Source organism: Spirosoma radiotolerans (genome assembly GCF_000974425.1).
Classification (GTDB): Bacteria; Bacteroidota; Bacteroidia; order Cytophagales; family Spirosomataceae; genus Spirosoma; species Spirosoma radiotolerans.
The window spans coordinates 3,856,340-3,871,639 of record NZ_CP010429.1; the positions used below are offsets into that span (position 1 = coordinate 3,856,340).

General features: G+C 49.7%; 11 protein-coding genes. 6 read left to right on the forward strand and 5 right to left on the reverse strand.

What is annotated here, in order from left to right; all coding sequences use genetic code 11:
• Positions 1 to 187: 187 nt before the first annotated feature.
• Positions 188 to 1,471 (reverse strand): 3-phosphoshikimate 1-carboxyvinyltransferase, encoded by a 1,284-nt coding sequence (locus SD10_RS15685; protein WP_046574919.1) that lies wholly within the window; start codon positions 1,469 to 1,471, stop codon positions 188 to 190.
• A 195-nt stretch (positions 1,472 to 1,666) separates the two neighbouring features.
• On the opposite strand from SD10_RS15685, the gene SD10_RS15690 reads away from it, so the two are divergent.
• Positions 1,667 to 2,926, forward strand: a complete 1,260-nt coding sequence (locus tag SD10_RS15690) for an N-acetylglucosamine-6-phosphate deacetylase (protein WP_046574920.1) — start codon at positions 1,667 to 1,669, stop codon at positions 2,924 to 2,926.
• Positions 2,927 to 2,933: 7 nt separating this feature from the next.
• On the opposite strand, the gene SD10_RS15695 is transcribed toward SD10_RS15690, so the two are convergent.
• Positions 2,934 to 4,361 carry a tetratricopeptide repeat protein gene (locus tag SD10_RS15695; RefSeq protein ID WP_046574921.1) on the reverse strand — a complete coding sequence of 476 codons (1,428 nt, stop codon included), beginning with the start codon at positions 4,359 to 4,361 and terminating at the stop codon, positions 2,934 to 2,936.
• 583 nt (positions 4,362 to 4,944) lie between these two features.
• On the opposite strand from SD10_RS15695, the gene SD10_RS15700 reads away from it, so the two are divergent.
• Positions 4,945 to 7,899 carry a TonB-dependent receptor gene (locus SD10_RS15700; protein WP_046574923.1) on the forward strand — a complete coding sequence of 985 codons (2,955 nt, stop codon included), beginning with the start codon at positions 4,945 to 4,947 and terminating at the stop codon, positions 7,897 to 7,899.
• Between the two features lie 14 nt (positions 7,900 to 7,913).
• Positions 7,914 to 8,423: a hypothetical protein gene (locus SD10_RS15705; protein ID WP_046579622.1), complete on the forward strand. Its 510-nt coding sequence runs from the start codon at positions 7,914 to 7,916 to the stop codon at positions 8,421 to 8,423.
• A 173-nt stretch (positions 8,424 to 8,596) separates the two neighbouring features.
• Here SD10_RS15705 and ribD read toward each other — a convergent pair whose 3' ends face one another.
• Positions 8,597 to 9,703 (reverse strand): bifunctional diaminohydroxyphosphoribosylaminopyrimidine deaminase/5-amino-6-(5-phosphoribosylamino)uracil reductase RibD, encoded by a 1,107-nt coding sequence (gene ribD / locus SD10_RS15710; protein ID WP_046574925.1) that lies wholly within the window; start codon positions 9,701 to 9,703, stop codon positions 8,597 to 8,599.
• A gap of 161 nt (positions 9,704 to 9,864) precedes the next feature.
• On the opposite strand from ribD, the gene prmC reads away from it, so the two are divergent.
• The 3 genes from prmC (at position 9,865) to msrB (ending at position 12,405) form a co-directional block, all read left to right on the forward strand.
• Positions 9,865 to 10,713, forward strand: a complete 849-nt coding sequence (gene prmC, locus SD10_RS15715; protein WP_046574927.1) for a peptide chain release factor N(5)-glutamine methyltransferase — start codon at positions 9,865 to 9,867, stop codon at positions 10,711 to 10,713.
• Between the two features lie 139 nt (positions 10,714 to 10,852).
• A complete protein-coding gene (locus SD10_RS15720; protein ID WP_046574929.1) occupies positions 10,853 to 11,830 on the forward strand; it encodes an AAA family ATPase in 978 nt (325 codons plus the stop codon).
• 62 nt (positions 11,831 to 11,892) lie between these two features.
• Positions 11,893 to 12,405: a peptide-methionine (R)-S-oxide reductase MsrB gene (msrB, locus tag SD10_RS15725; protein ID WP_046574930.1), complete on the forward strand. Its 513-nt coding sequence runs from the start codon at positions 11,893 to 11,895 to the stop codon at positions 12,403 to 12,405.
• Positions 12,406 to 12,543: 138 nt separating this feature from the next.
• On the opposite strand, the gene SD10_RS15730 is transcribed toward msrB, so the two are convergent.
• A complete protein-coding gene (locus SD10_RS15730) occupies positions 12,544 to 14,178 on the reverse strand; it encodes a hypothetical protein (protein ID WP_046574931.1) in 1,635 nt (544 codons plus the stop codon).
• Between the two features lie 17 nt (positions 14,179 to 14,195).
• On the reverse strand, positions 14,196 to 14,909 hold the full coding sequence (locus SD10_RS15735) for a hypothetical protein (RefSeq protein WP_046574932.1): 714 nt from the start codon (positions 14,907 to 14,909) through the stop codon (positions 14,196 to 14,198).
• Positions 14,910 to 15,300: the final 391 nt, after the last annotated feature.

Sequence of the window (15,300 nt, forward strand, 5' to 3'; positions counted from 1 at the left end):
TGGACTGTTCGGTTTTGAGAAACCTCACCTGTCAGATTCTTAAATCTGACAGGTGAGGTTTCTCAAAACCGAACAGTCCAAGGTTTTAAGTAACCTCACCTGCCGGTTTTAAGTAACCGACATCACAAGTAGGCGCTACTGCTGAAAAACCCAGACGGAACCCTTTCCTAACTACAAAATTAACGGTTCAGTGCGTAACGTCGGTACTTGCTTCGGTAAACTTAACCGTTGCTACCCGCGCCATATCGTCCCAGAATGACGGGTATGACTTAGCCACAACACCGGGTTCGTCGATAATGATTTCGTGTTGCATGGCTACCGGCGCAAACGCCATGGCCATCCGGTGATCATCGTAGGTCGCGATGGTGGGCGGGCCCGAAGGCCTTACCGCCAATTGATGAACTTCGTATAAATGATTTGGCTCGATCTCGACTAGTTCAGCGCCGATTTTCTGCAACTCAGCCTGCAATGCCGCGACACGATCGGTTTCTTTTATTTTCAGACTTTCGATACCCGTAAGTCGGAGCACGACCCCTTTCATAGCTGCGCAAACGGCTACTGTCTGGGCCAGATCGGGGCAATCCGTAAAGTCCCAAGCCAACGATGTAGCGGCTGGGCCTTTAGTTAACCGAACACCCGAATCGGTAAATGTACTTTCGACACCCAGCGAGCGCATGATGTCGGCAATTGCGCTGTCGCCCTGCAGCGATTTCGCTTTCAGACCCAACAAGTTGATTTCGGCGGTCTCATCGTTGGCCAAAGCCGCAACACTATACCAATAACTTGCTCCCGACCAATCGGATTCAATGGAATATGGTTTCGGGGTGTAGGGTTTTGGGGCTACGGTGATCGTTTTTGCTTCCCAATCGTCCTGAACATCGGCCCCGAAATACCGCATTTGTTCGAGCGTCATCTCGATATACGGTCGGGAACCAATGGCGCCCGTCAGTTCCAGGGTCAACCCATTAGGAAGCAGCGGGGCAATCATCACGAGTGCCGATATGTATTGACTGCTCACATCCCCACGAATGCTTAGTCGATTGCTGGATTCCGTTGACGAAGAAAACCCCTTGATTTGCAGGGGCGGATAACCTTCCTGTTTCAGATACGTAATATTGGCACCCAGCGCCCGCAAGGCATCCACAAGAATCCCGATGGGGCGTTCGCACATCCGGGGTGTGCCCGTCATTATTTTTTCCTGACCCGTGGCCGCAAAATAAGCGGTTAGAAAACGCATGGTTGTCCCGGCATCCAGCACATCGGCCGTCGGGTCGGTTGATTTCAGCAACCGAATCATCGTTTGCGTATCCCGGGCGGTCGACAGATTTTGTAAGTCGCAGCGAAATCCGGTGAGTGCGTCGATAATCAACGCGCGGTTACTTTCACTTTTCGACGAAGCCAGAGGAATCGTGGCCTGGACAAGGCCCGGTTGCGTGAGCGTGGCGGGGGGAGTTAAACGAACAGCGTTCAAGAGATAAACAGGTTGGTACTGACACGAAATAGTTCGCAAAAAAACGAAAAATCGACTACATTCCGGCCATTATCTGCGTTAGGGTATCAGACAAGTTATTTTCTCACTGGTTAAAGAAAGACTAATCAACGTTAGGAAATCGACTTTACTGTAGCGAAAACAAATTAACTCAACTCACATACAGGCTGAACAGGCATGCCAATTCTTTTCACAAACGCCCATTTATTTACCGGAACCGAGTGGTTACCAAATGCATCCGTCCGCATAGCAGACGATCGTATCCAGGAAATTAACCCCGCAACGCCCGTCCCAAGTGACGATGAAACGACCACCGTCATTGACCTCAAGGGGGATTACCTGATTCCGGGTCTTGTCGATCTGCAACTATATGGCGGCTCCGATTTATTCCTGAACGATCAGCCAACCCCCGAAACGGTTCGCCACATTTACGACTCCCACTCCCGAAACGGCACTACTACCCTACTGCCTACCATCCATTCGACGTCGCTTGCAATCATGCAGGAGTCGATGGCGGCCGTGCAGGTTGTACGAACAGAAAACCCGTTTGGCGTACCGGGTATCCACGTTGAAGGCCCGTATTTCAACCCAATCAAACGGGGAGCGCACAGCACAGCCTACGTTCGGACACCGGCCGATGGCGAGCTGGAAACGCTGTTCAGCACCAACGCCGACGTTATTCGGATACTAACGCTGGCCCCCGAAATCCTGACTCCCGATCAGCTTGATACCATCAAAAGGCTAAAGCACACGAATACGCTCCTGTCGCTCGGCCATAGTAATGCAACCTACCAGCAGGCTACCGCAGCGTTCAACGAGGGCATTCCGCTGGCGACGCACCTCTACAACGCCATGCGCGGCTTCGAAAGCCGGGAGCCAGGGGTGGTGGGTGCCGTTTTCGATCATCCTACTGTTCGGGCCAGTATCATTGCCGATGGGTATCACTGCGACCCAACCACGATTCGCATTGCCTACCGGCTTCTGTGTCAGGAGGGTAAACCCGAACGTCTTTTTCTGATTTCAGACGCGCTCTTTGCCAATCCGCCCCGACCGAACTTTGAGTTGGGTCAGTTTATCGTGCATTTTGAGCCGGACCCATCCAGGCCGGGCCCATCCAGGCCGGGCCCATCCAGGCCGGGCCCATCCAGGCCGGGCCCATCCAGGCCGGGCCCATCCAGGCCGGGCCGCTATGTGAATAACGAAGGTAACCTGGCAGGTTCGGCCATCACGTTGATCGACTGCGTCAAGATTGCCGTTGAGCAAGCCGGTATTCCGCTGACAAATGCCCTCCGGATGGCCTCGGTTATTCCCGCTGAAATCATTGGCATGGGTGACCAACTGGGCAAAATTCAGCCTGATTACATAGCCAATCTGGTGCGACTGGATCAGTCCATGAACGTGAACGGTGTCTGGGCATTAGGCAAGCCGATAGCATAAACCCGGTTTATCGTGCGTCTCTGGCGATGGCTTTCTCGTAATTTTGGTTCAGCGTTTCCAGGAATTTACCCGTTACCCAACTGATATCGGAGTCCCTGATAAACACAAACCGTTTTGGTATCGACGTGTCGGCATACGCCCGAATAACCGCTTCCAACAGCAGTGAGCCAGCAATAAGCTGTTTTTCGTTGAATTGATTCTGCACATTAACCAGGTCGGCCTCGGCTTTCCTGCGAACGACCGGATCGGTCAGGTCAGATAGGTCGGGATGAATCAGGCTTTGGTAGTCTGTCATGGCTAACCGGGCAAAGTGTTCGGCATCGGCCAGCGTGAGGGGCACGGCCGTCGTACCTGCTTTTTCAGGATGCAGGTAAGCGGCCATAGCCCACACTATGCCACCGCCCAGCGCCACCGTTCTGCGTTGGTGCAGACCGGGGCTTGTCGTGTTAAACTCCACATTGATAGCTGTATCGGCCATCATTTTAATAACTCGCTGCGCTTCTTTTTTGTAGTCTTCAATGGGCAATGAACGATTATTATCAATCAGATTAGCCATTGTTTTGGTGCCAACTGGCAAGCTAACGGAATGAAAGCGATGGCCGCTGTCATAGTAGCCACCTTTGGTATTCCCACTACCGATATCGACACAAGAAGCTGTAAGCCACAGCTTTCGGGGAATCGAGCCGATCATGAACAGTTCGGCTTCACGGGCCGCCGTCAGCGTCGAGTCAATAAACAGGCTGTCGCTTCCGGGCAGGCTGTTTGTCACCAGCGCCGAAAATAATTCGTAGAGTTTCTTTTTCTTTTCGGGCGTTTTGCCGAGCGTTTCATTGACCCCACTACTAAAGGCGACATAAATATGATCGGCCGGAATGTTGTAGCGCCGGATCGAATCCAGATAGGCTTTCATCACCTCCTGACCGTCCTTAAACGACTGAGCAGTACCTGAAACAAGGGTTACGTTGGGTGCAATGGGCTTCACCTTAACATCCTTGTTGTAAAACCCATTTTCGTAAATTGTTCGGAAGATAGCCAGCTTCACCCCCGACGCTCCCACATCGATACCGGCATACAAGTCTTTGGATGCCGTTTCACTGATCAATTGCCGCATGGCCGCTTCACTGGCTCCAAAGTTCAATTTTTTGTAGAGAGTTTGGGCTTTATGAAAATAGCCCAACGCCGTTTGGCTATTCTCCTGGTCGCGGTAGGCAAAGCCTAAATTTTCATACGCAACCGCTTCCAGGTAGGGATCTTTCGCCTTCACGGCGGGCAACGACCTCAGTAGTAGATCAATCGCCTGCTCCGGCCGATCAACCATCCGTAAGGTATTACCCAGTTTAATAAAATGTTGAGCCTCCACGGCGTCGCGTGCGTTTTGCGCCAGGGCAGAAAGTGAACAAGCGAACAGGAGAATAATTGAGAAGAGGTAGTTCATATATATGTAATCATTTGTTGGACAGAGGTCTATACCATAAAATAGAGAACCAGTTAGAACAGCAAGATAACAGTTCAAATTTGCCGGAACGGTGATTGTGAGGGAAAGGGTCCGTGCTCATCCAAAGTGCTGAATTTTTCCATAACCAAACGAAGAGCAATAAGTACTAACTACTCACTGACCAAGCTAATCTGATTTCAGAAAATAGACCGTAAATAATTATCTATTGTATTTATTCTATATTTCAGAATTATATTTTAATTTATTATTGGAAAGCAATATTATAATATTAATATTTGATTAATAACAACAGTTTACCACACTCTAACCGTGCGCACGGGCAAATTCCAGAGAGTTATTTGGTCAGGAGGATTATAGCGCATAGAACTAGCTATAGCTGAACTGATTACAGCAAGCGTTTAAGCCACCTTTCATTTTTGTTTGACAGCCGAAAAAAAGCGGTTTCCGATTTCCTATTGCCCAAATTTTATACATGCGTTTGCGTAAAAATCAACTTATACAGAATCCTGAAATGCATGAATTACTTAGTGAATCATTTGTTCAACTCTATTAAATACAAACCATGAAAAGAAAACTACGTAAGCACCACCTGTTGCCCGCCCTGGTCGCCCTGTTCATCATGGTCGCCTTGTTCCCGGTAGAGACGCTGGCCCAAAGCCGGAAAATAACCGGCAAAGTTTCTACCAGCGGGAGCACCGAAGTCTTGCAGGGAGTCAACGTATTAGTGAAAGGCAACACGAGAAAAGGAGCCGTCACCGATGGTCAGGGCATGTTTGCGCTGGAAGCGTCTCCAACCGATGTCCTGGTGATTAGCTTTATTGGTTTCAAATCAAAAGAAATAAAAGTAGGCAATGAGACCACCTTCAATATATCGTTGGATGAAGACGCCACGCAACTTACGGAACTGATCGTAACGGGGTCGCGCAATACGGGCCGTACTATTCTGGAAACGCCCGTTCCCGTCGATGTGATCTCGATCAAGGATATTATGGGCGAGCTTCCACAAATGGATCTGGCCCAGATGCTCGCCTTTGTAGCACCGAGTTTCAATGCAGTCCGTTCTCAAGGAGGAGACCTCAATTCTCACGTTGATCCCGTTCAACTACGAAATATGGCGCCCAACCAGATCCTGGTGCTTGTGAATGGAAAAAGACGGCACACGTCTGCTTTGCTCATCACGGAAACCGCCGTTGGTAGCCCATCGACCACCGTCGATTTGATGACCATTCCCGTTTCGGCCATTGACCGGGTCGAAATACTTCGTGATGGGGCAGCCGCGCAGTATGGGTCCGACGCCGTTGCCGGTGTGGTTAATATTATTCTGAAGAAAGGCACGAACAAATTAACAGGTAGCCTTACCGGTGGCGGTTACGCGAATACGGGCGGACAGGCCGGAGCGCTGACCAAGTCGGGAAAGCCAGACGGTTTCAATTATCAGTTCGATGCAAACTACGGTTTCAAAATCAGCGACAAAGGCTATTTCAACGTTTCAGGCCAGATTACCCAACGTCGGCCTACGCTGCGTCCTTTTGTGAATGACTGGGGCTTCTTTGACAATACCTACCTGAACAACCTGCGAACCGATAAAAACGGCAACCCGGTGATCACGAATCCAGAACTGATCAATGCACAGGTGGCCGGCAACACCTCGCAGATTGCCGCCCTGAAAACGGAAACGGGCCTGATGAGTGCCCGTGGATTGACCAAAGCTGATTTTGCCGTATACGCGGGTATGCCTGCCATTACACTGGGAAGCACCTTTTACAATGCTGGTTACGAAATAAACCCAACGACAACCATTTACAGCTTTGGCGGTGCGTCGTACAAATACCTGGAAGGTTTCTCGTGTTATTTCCGCCGGCCAGCTCAGACAGACCGGTTCAACTACTTGCTTTATCCAAACGGATTCAGACCTCAAATGACGTCGAACACCTCGGATATGTCAAATACCATTGGCCTAAAAAGTAAAATCGGTGATTTCAGCGTTGACTTCAGCAACACATTTGGCAGGAACACAATGCGCCTGGGTATGGTCAATACCTTCAATGCCTCCCTTGGTTCCAATTCGCCAGTGAACATGAATCTGGGTACACACCAGTTTTCGCAGAACTCAACGAACCTCGACTTATCCCGCTATTTCAAAGGCGTGATGAATGGCCTGAATATCGCCTTTGGCGCCGAAATGCGGATTGAAAATTATAAAATTATCAAAGGACAGGAAGAAAGCTATGCCTACGGAAATGCAGGCGTACTTACCGCCGTTAAAGATGGGCTTCTTGTTGGTCCGGACGGAAAACCGCTGGAAGATGCCAACAGTATACCAATCGTTGATGCCAGCGGCAACCCGTTATCTGTATTTGCCGGACAGCAGGTAACCGTCAAATCACTATCATCCAACTGTCAGTGCTTTGCGGGCTTTGGTCCTAAGAATGAGCGAAACGAATTCCGAACCACAATGGCCGCCTATTTGGATGCTGAACTGGAACTTACGCGGAAATTTTTGCTGGCGGGCGCTTTCCGTCTGGAAAACTACTCTGATTTTGGCGGGGTAACCATCGGTAAACTGGCGGCCCGCTATTCATTGACCAAAACCCTTTCTATCCGTGGCTCTATTGCTACCGGCTTCCGGGCACCCTCGCTGCAGGAGCTGAACTATACCCATACGGCGACCGCTTTCGTACCTGATGCAAACGGTATTCCACAACCGCTGGACGTGACGACCTACCCAACCAATAGCACGGCGGCCCGGGTGTTGGGTATCAAAGGCTTGAAGCAGGAACAGTCTCGTACATACGGTTTCGGCCTTACGTATCAACCAGCGCCAGGCTTTGAAGTAACGCTGGACGCTTACCAGATCGATGTTGACAACCGTATTTTCAGAACCAGTTATTTCAACGCTGCCGAAGTCGGCAATAACTACCAGGAAGTAATCGGCGATGGAGAAGCTCAATTTTTCGTCAACGGAGCCGATGTGCGTTCGAAAGGCCTCGAAGCCGTTGGAAATTATACGCTTAATCTGCAAAAAGGCAGTAGCATCACGTTCAGTCTGGCCGCCATTTTCAGCAAGAATACGGTACTCAACAGAAAGACACTTGACCTGAACGTAGCCAATCTTACCTCTGAACAGATTGTCGGTAAATACCTCAGCCGCGACGTTATTGGACAGTTTGAAACGGGCACACCCCGAACAAAGCTGATCGGTTCTGTTAGCTACCGTGTAAACAAATTTAATACGATGCTGAGAGGCACCTATTTTGGAACGGTTACTGAGCGGTCGGTATCTTCAGACAACGACGGCAATTTTTACGACCAAACATTTTCAGGTCAGGCAGTTTTTGACCTGAGTTTTGGGTACGATCTGAATCGGAATGTGAAAGTATCTATTGGTGGCAGCAACATCTTCGATAAATATCCTCAGATACTCCGGCCTGAGAACCAGGGCTTCTATTTGTACTCCAACAATCAGCAAGGGTCTAATGGTGCTTACTACTATGGCCGCTTAATGTTCAACTTCTAATGGTAACGCCAGCTATGAACCGATTTTTCAACAGACGAAACAGTATCGCCGTACTGGGCATCTTTTTCTCACTCGTTGCTTTCCTTAGCTCCTGTGAACAGGAAAAGTTCGAACCCAACACAAGTGTCGCGCCGGGTGGTGGTACAATAACGACCTTTAAGTCATATACCCTTACGTCGGCCCCAGGAACGACCGTGTATGGACGGGTGGTTTTTTATAAGTACAATTCGACGGTTACTCTCATCGAAGTAGGCCTTTACAATACGGCAACCGGAACACCCTATACCGCGTCTATTTACGAAGGTAAAGCTACCGATAGCGCTGCCAAAGCGCTCAAACCCCTCGATACAATTAGTGGAGCTACCGGCGAGTTCTCGACCAACAAATATTATACCATAAGCGAAGCGGGCTTCTATGATAAGTTGAATGCCTACAACGCCAACGTCAAAATTATGGCAGGCTCCAGTCTGGTGGCGAGCGGTAATATTGGCAGTAATGCGACACCCGTTGCCCAATCGCAGTAAACAAGGCGCTCAGGCTTACTGCCTGAAATGATAAAAATCTTCCTCTTCCACACCCTAAACGCTCCGGCTACAATCGGAGCGTTTTCTTTTTAACAGAGTCCTGCAGACAAGACAATCAGATGCCACAAAAATACGATGTCCTAACAGTTACCGATGTAGTGAATAACGTGTCTTCATGCGTTCACGTAGATAGTCAATTCATCCTTACCTATTGTTTCCCGACTACTTAATTTACCCCGAACCTGGGGAGCGGCTATGCCCGTACCCAGCATGGCCTGACTCCGAAACACGCGCATTTCGTCCCAGAGGCCAGCCTCGATAAACGATGTGAGTAAGCGTGTTCCGCCTTCTACCAGTACTGACTGAATTTTTCGCTGGTAGAGATCATCCAGTACATGACTGAGCGACGATCCGGCATTTTCAGGCACGAATGAATACGTGACATTGGGAAGCCCTGATTCGTTTTTATCCTCGACACGATGGTACACCATCGTGAGCTGGGAACCATCGAATAAGTGTAATGAATGATCTAGCGATAGCTGGCTATCCAACACAATACGTGTCGGATTTTGGCTGGATTTGCTGGGCCCATCCAGGCTGGGCCCATCCAGGCCGGGCCAAAGGCGAACATTCAGACGCGGGTTATCCAGTCGGGCGGTGTTGGCTCCCACCATAATAGCCGGTTCTTCACTGCGCCAGCGATGCACCAGCCGATGCGCCAGCTCACCGCTTATGCTAACTTGTCGGCCCTGCTCACCGGCAATAAATCCGTCGGAGGTTTCAGCCCATTTCAACACAATGTAGGGACGCTTACGCTCAAAAAACGTAAAGAACCGGGCATTTACCTGGCGGCCCTGCTCGGCAAGAAGACCCGTTTCTACGGAAATACCGGCCGCCCGCAGTTTGGCAAACCCCTGCCCCGATACCAGTGGATTCGGATCATCATTGCAACAAATAACCCGTTTCACCCGGTTTTCAATGAGCAAATCCGCACAGGGGGGCGTTTTACCCCAGTGCGAACAGGGCTCCAGCGTCACATAAACGGTCGCTTCGGGCAACAGATGCCTATCTTCGGGCCTTACCGAGCGAACCGCATTCACTTCAGCATGCCAATCACCATAACGCTGGTGCCAGCCCTCTCCAATAATACGCGGCTCTGTGGCCCCCGACTCATGCGTGATTACACAGCCGACCATCGGGTTCGGGCTAACCTGCCCCCGACCGAGGGTTGCCAGTTCGAGCGCGCGGAGCATAAATCGTTCATCTATCCCAGTTGACATACTTTCCTTGTGGTTTAACGAACAATAAGAAGGCACGCTGTTCATTACTAATTGTGCTATTTACGTAAGAAAGGGGCTACCTGATCATCCAATGCCACAAATCCCCGTACGGAACCGCCTAAACTTTCCTATTTTTGGCAAAATTACTCGTCCCGAATCAAATGGCTACTGCCAAACCCTTATACGAACGCCTTAGCAAGAACATTACGGCTTATGCTCCTGAAGAAGCTCGGGAAATGGCCTTCATGCTGCTTGATCATTATTTCGGTCTACGCAAAACCGATGTACTCACCGATAAACCGCTCCCACCGAACCGTACGGAGCCCGATTGGTTTAAGATTCTCGAACGGCTGAACAGACAGGAGCCCATTCAGCACGTTATAGGTACGACAATTTTTTGTGGTTTAGAGTTTGAGGTATCGCCCGATGTGCTGATTCCCCGCCCCGAAACCGAAGATCTGGTCCGGCTGATCATGCATGACTTTGCCGACCGCGTCGATGATGTTCCCATTCTGGATATTGGTACCGGCAGTGGTTGCATTGCCATCACGCTGGCAAGGTTCCTGCCTCAGTCGGTTGTAACGGGCTGGGATGTCTCGTCCGAAGCCCTGACACTGGCTCGCCAAAATGCCGAGAATCTCCATGCCGATGTGGAGTTTGCCATTCAGGATATTCTGAACATACCTGCCGATTTCAGTCGTCAGTTTGATTGCGTTGTCAGCAACCCGCCTTATGTGACGCGCTCTGAGGCTGCGGATATGGACCGCAACGTGCTGGATTATGAACCTGACTTGGCTCTTTTCGTAGAAGATAATGATCCATTGGTTTTCTATAAAGCCGTAGCTGATTTCTGCGTTCGACACTTGACAAAAGACGGAGCTTGCTATGTTGAAATCAACGAGCGCTTTGGTGAAGCGACCCGGCAGGTTTTTGCCGATCGGGGATTCACCAAAATTAACGTCTACAAAGATATTCACGGCAAAGACCGCAGTATTCGTATAACGTTTTAAGGGAGTTGGTTTACAGTTTGTAGTTTGTGATTTATGGTTTGTGGTTTTTAGTGGCCAGCCATGACGGTGATTGCCCACAACCTGTAAACTACAAACCACACACTATAAACCACAAACCGTAAACCGTAAATGGATTATTATGCAATCAACAACCTCTTTCACGTACCATACTAAAATCCGCGAGGTATTCAATGAAATGAGCCAGGTTGTGGTCGGGCAGGATCGATTGCTCAACCGGTTGCTCATTGGCCTGTTTACGGGCGGGCATATTTTGCTTGAAGGTGTACCGGGCCTGGCCAAGACCCTGACTATCAACACACTGGCAAAGGTTCTGGAACTGGATTTCCAGCGCATTCAGTTTACCCCCGATCTACTACCCGCCGACCTGATCGGCACCATGATCTTTAATCAGAAAACGGCCGAATTCGAAGTAAAGCAGGGACCCATCTTTGCCAACCTGATTCTGGCCGATGAGGTGAATCGCTCGCCGGCTAAAGTACAGGCTGCCCTGCTCGAAGCGATGCAGGAAAAGCAGGTCACGATTGGCGAAGAAACCTTTGTCCTGGACCGTCCTTTTCTGGTACTGGCTACCCAAAATCCAGTTGAACAGGAAGGTACCTATCCGCTTCCCGAAGCGCAGGTAGACCGCTTTATGATGAAGGTATTCGTGGATTATCTCAATAAAGAAGACGAGTTGGCCGTCATGCGTCGGATGTCGAACATGAATTTCGATTATGAAGTGCAGCCGGTATTGGGCAAGGAAGAACTGGCTGCTATTCGCGATGAGATCAATGGCATTACCATTTCCGAAACCTTGGAGCGTTACATTATCGAGCTGGTCTTTGCGACGCGTCGGCCTATGGAATTTAACCTCCGCGACGAGGCCCGTTATATTCAGTTTGGCGTGTCGCCACGGGCCAGTATCAACCTGAATCTGGCCGCCAAAGCCCTTGCCTACTTCGACCGCCGGGATTATGTCCTGCCAGAAGATATTAAAGAAGTTGCCCCGGATGTGTTCAACCACCGCATCATGCTCAATTACGAAGCCGAAGCCGACGGTGTCACAACCTTACAGGTAATTGATTCCATCTTGCGGAAAGTAGCCATTGGCCGGTAAGCATCGGTGAACGGTGAACACCCTATTTTGTGTTTTAGCCGAAAGCCTTCGGGCCTCGACCTATGCCACAAAACAGGATTTTCATCTTGATAGCGGTGCTGCTCATTGCCGGTTTATGGATATACGGCACCTTTATTGCCAAGCCCAGACCACCGCACCAACGCCCTGCAGGCACGACATCGCCCGGTAACCGCCGGGTTGAGAAGACAGATGCCGACTGGAAAAACCAATTGACCCGCTCGCAGTATAACGTTGCCCGCGACCGGGGTACCGAGTGGCCCAATAGCAGCCAACTGACCCACGAGCATCGACAAGGCGTGTACGCCTGCGTATGCTGCCATAATCCGCTTTTTACATCAGCGACCAAGTTTGATTCCCACACCGGTTGGCCCAGTTTCTACGCTCCCATTGTCGCCAATGCGGTCTACAATGAACCCGACGGTGGCCGGACAGAAGTTCGCTGTTCTGTTTGCGACGCCCACCTCGGACACGTCTTTGCCGATGGCCCCGAACCTACCGGCCTGCGCTATTGCATGAACGGCGTAGCGATGGTGTTTGAGGAGCGTACCAATTGACAAACGGAAGCCTCCTCTATGGCTTTAAACATAACTACCCTGCTAAAGTCATTAAGGAGGCCTTCGCCAATCTTAGCGTAATTTAGTTGCGATCCAGACTTAGTAAGACCAAAAACATTGTCCAGCGATTCAGCTTTCTTAATTATTACACGTCGGGGAATTTGCTTTGAGTATGTAATCCAGCGTGCGCTCAGAGCTTGCGTCTGTCATTGTAAACTCCACGCAGTACTCCCCTTCGTAATGAATACAAGCCTGGTATTTTGCATTCGGTTTCAATCCTTTCAGTACGCCTTTTCCGTTCACGAATGAAGCAGACCCTCCTGAGTAGGCTTTGCCAACTTCGCCATAAAATATAGTGACGGTTGGGTACACTTCGATATTATTTCCATTTTCGCATTTAGCCCGAACTGTAAAGCTGGCATCTACCCGTGCTGGAGGAGTGACATTCAGCGAAATAGCGCCACACGGGTTGGTTGCTTTTGTGCTACTCATCACGTCGTTGTTCGACACAGGGTCAAGTATAGAAAATTCGTAATTCCCAGCAGGGACATCAAACTCAAAAACACGATCAGCTGTATTATCCGAGCTGTTTCCGGAACTGACGACCACGCTGGAGCCACTTAGCCCCTGATCAAATTTCCGAAGCGTGTAGTTGACGGAATACCCTTCGGGAAGCCCACGAACGGTATAGGTAACGCGACAGGTCGTAGACGTACGGGGAATGGTCAGAGCGTAATACGATAAGTGATTAATGGGCACATTGGCCATCAGATCGTTTCCTTTGCGCTCGGCCAAAACCTCTCGTTCGAAGGTCCAGACACCCGTAGTTTCGCTATAGCTGTACACTTCCAGCCTGTCGCCTTCTTTTACTGGCTGCCCCGTTGAGCTATTAAAGCGATTGGCCGGGATACTCATTTGAAGGGTAACTGGTTTACTGAATGCCGACACCGCTTGATTCGTTGACTTTTTCATGTCAATGGCCACAAAACCAATCGGATCAAAAATACCCTTTATGTCGGTTCTGCCCTGAACATCCTTCGCTACTGGCGCATTCAAACCACCCGGAAAAGCCTGCAAAGCTTCCTGACTCTGGCCTGAATAAGCGACAAGCGAGGTGGGTATCTTACCCGTTACAGGTTGCCCTTTACTGTCCTTAACAACTGTACCGGCGGAAAAAAAGACGGACATAGCCATCGAAGCGACCGAAGCACTGGCCGGCGTAGTTACCTGAATCAGTTTATCGACCGTTAAGACGCCGGCAGCCGAAGCCGTTACCTCATCAACTTTAGCCGCCACCCCAGCTGGTGTTGCCATGATCTTTACCAAACGAATGATAAATGCGTCGTTTAGCGCTCGCTTTAGGGTCAGATTGACACCGGACGCAACATACCCAGCGGCATTGACTACGACTCTCAGTTCGGCAGGCGCTGTGGCGGTGGGTACCTCCCCTTTTAAACCAATAAATAAATCGCCTTTCGGAGCCGTATAGGTTGTCAGGGCCTTACCATCAAACGTAACTGTACGACCGGCATCTTTACCCTGAATAGATACCTGAATCGGAATGTCCAGGGGCATACCCGTTTTGGCATCAACCACCAGTCCTTGAACCTGAGCTTTAGCGGGTTGGTAATTCAGTTTAAAAACGACCCCCTTTAACGGATCGATGTTCTTGATATCGGATATTTCCTGGCAGCCAACAGCTAACCCAACTGTAGTCAGGATAAATAGCGCTTTCAGGAATGACCATGAGGATGCAGATGCAAAATGATTCATAACGCTAGATGATATAGTTACAGCTTATAGGAAAGACCGAAGTTGAGAATCGGGTAAAATTTAAGCGGCTTCAGGTTATCCTGAATGATGGGCCCCTGATCGGAGGAGGGCTCCAGAAGCCCAGTTGTTTTAAACGTAATTTGAGGAGACTGTTGATAGAAGAAACCCAGGTCGAACATGAACTTCAGTCGACGACGGGTGTAGGGATTTCCAAAGCCTAGCCCTATGTAGGGTGCCACTTTAGTAAACGTAGCTTGCCCACTCAGTGTACCCACTTCGTCAATGGTGAATGTCACGTCGTTCAGCTTAACATCTTTAGTGGGTTTGCCGAAAAAATCAATCTGGTTCAGATTGTAAAAAGCGCCCCCAGTTAGCCGAATGCCCGTTTGATCAAAAGGGTAATAATCGATTAAAGCGTTAACTGTCTGTAGCTTAATTTTATAGTTAAACCCAATTTGAAGCTCATCGGAATCCAGGCCACTGGTCAATGTACCTGAATAACGGAATACATTCGCACCCAGTCGGGCGGCAAACCGTCGGTTAATGGAATAGCCCACGGCCAATCCTCCACCAGTTGATCCTGCTGACGCCATAATGGCAAAGCCTGGTCGATAGGCGGGCAGATCGCGCGACGAAAAAAAAGCGTTTTCCGACGCTTTTTTGGACAGCTTAGCCTGAGCGTAAAGCGTAAACGGAAAACATAACGCGAAGGCGAAAAGAATTTGTTTCATAACATTTGGGTTGAGTTGGCACAAGCACATAAGTATAAAATATCAATATTCTATAAACAAATAATTATCTAAATTGTCTTTTAATTAATTTAAGATGTATTAGACGGTCATACATCACTTGCACCGTCGTATTCAACCCCTGTTGGCAGCAAAATGAACAGGCTGAGCAGGCCGATGAAAACAAATTTTGCTGATTGAACTAGCCGGTCTTCCGCAAGTCTAGCCCTACTAGGCGGCCATGACGTATCTGTCGAGCCTGATGCTCAACCCAATGTAGATTTTAGGGAGGTTGGGGAAAAATTGCGGATCGTCGCCTTGGCCCTGTCGCACTCGGTTATAGTCTCCTGGTGCACACAACGTGTTCGGGCAACGTCTGGCAGTCGAGTGCACC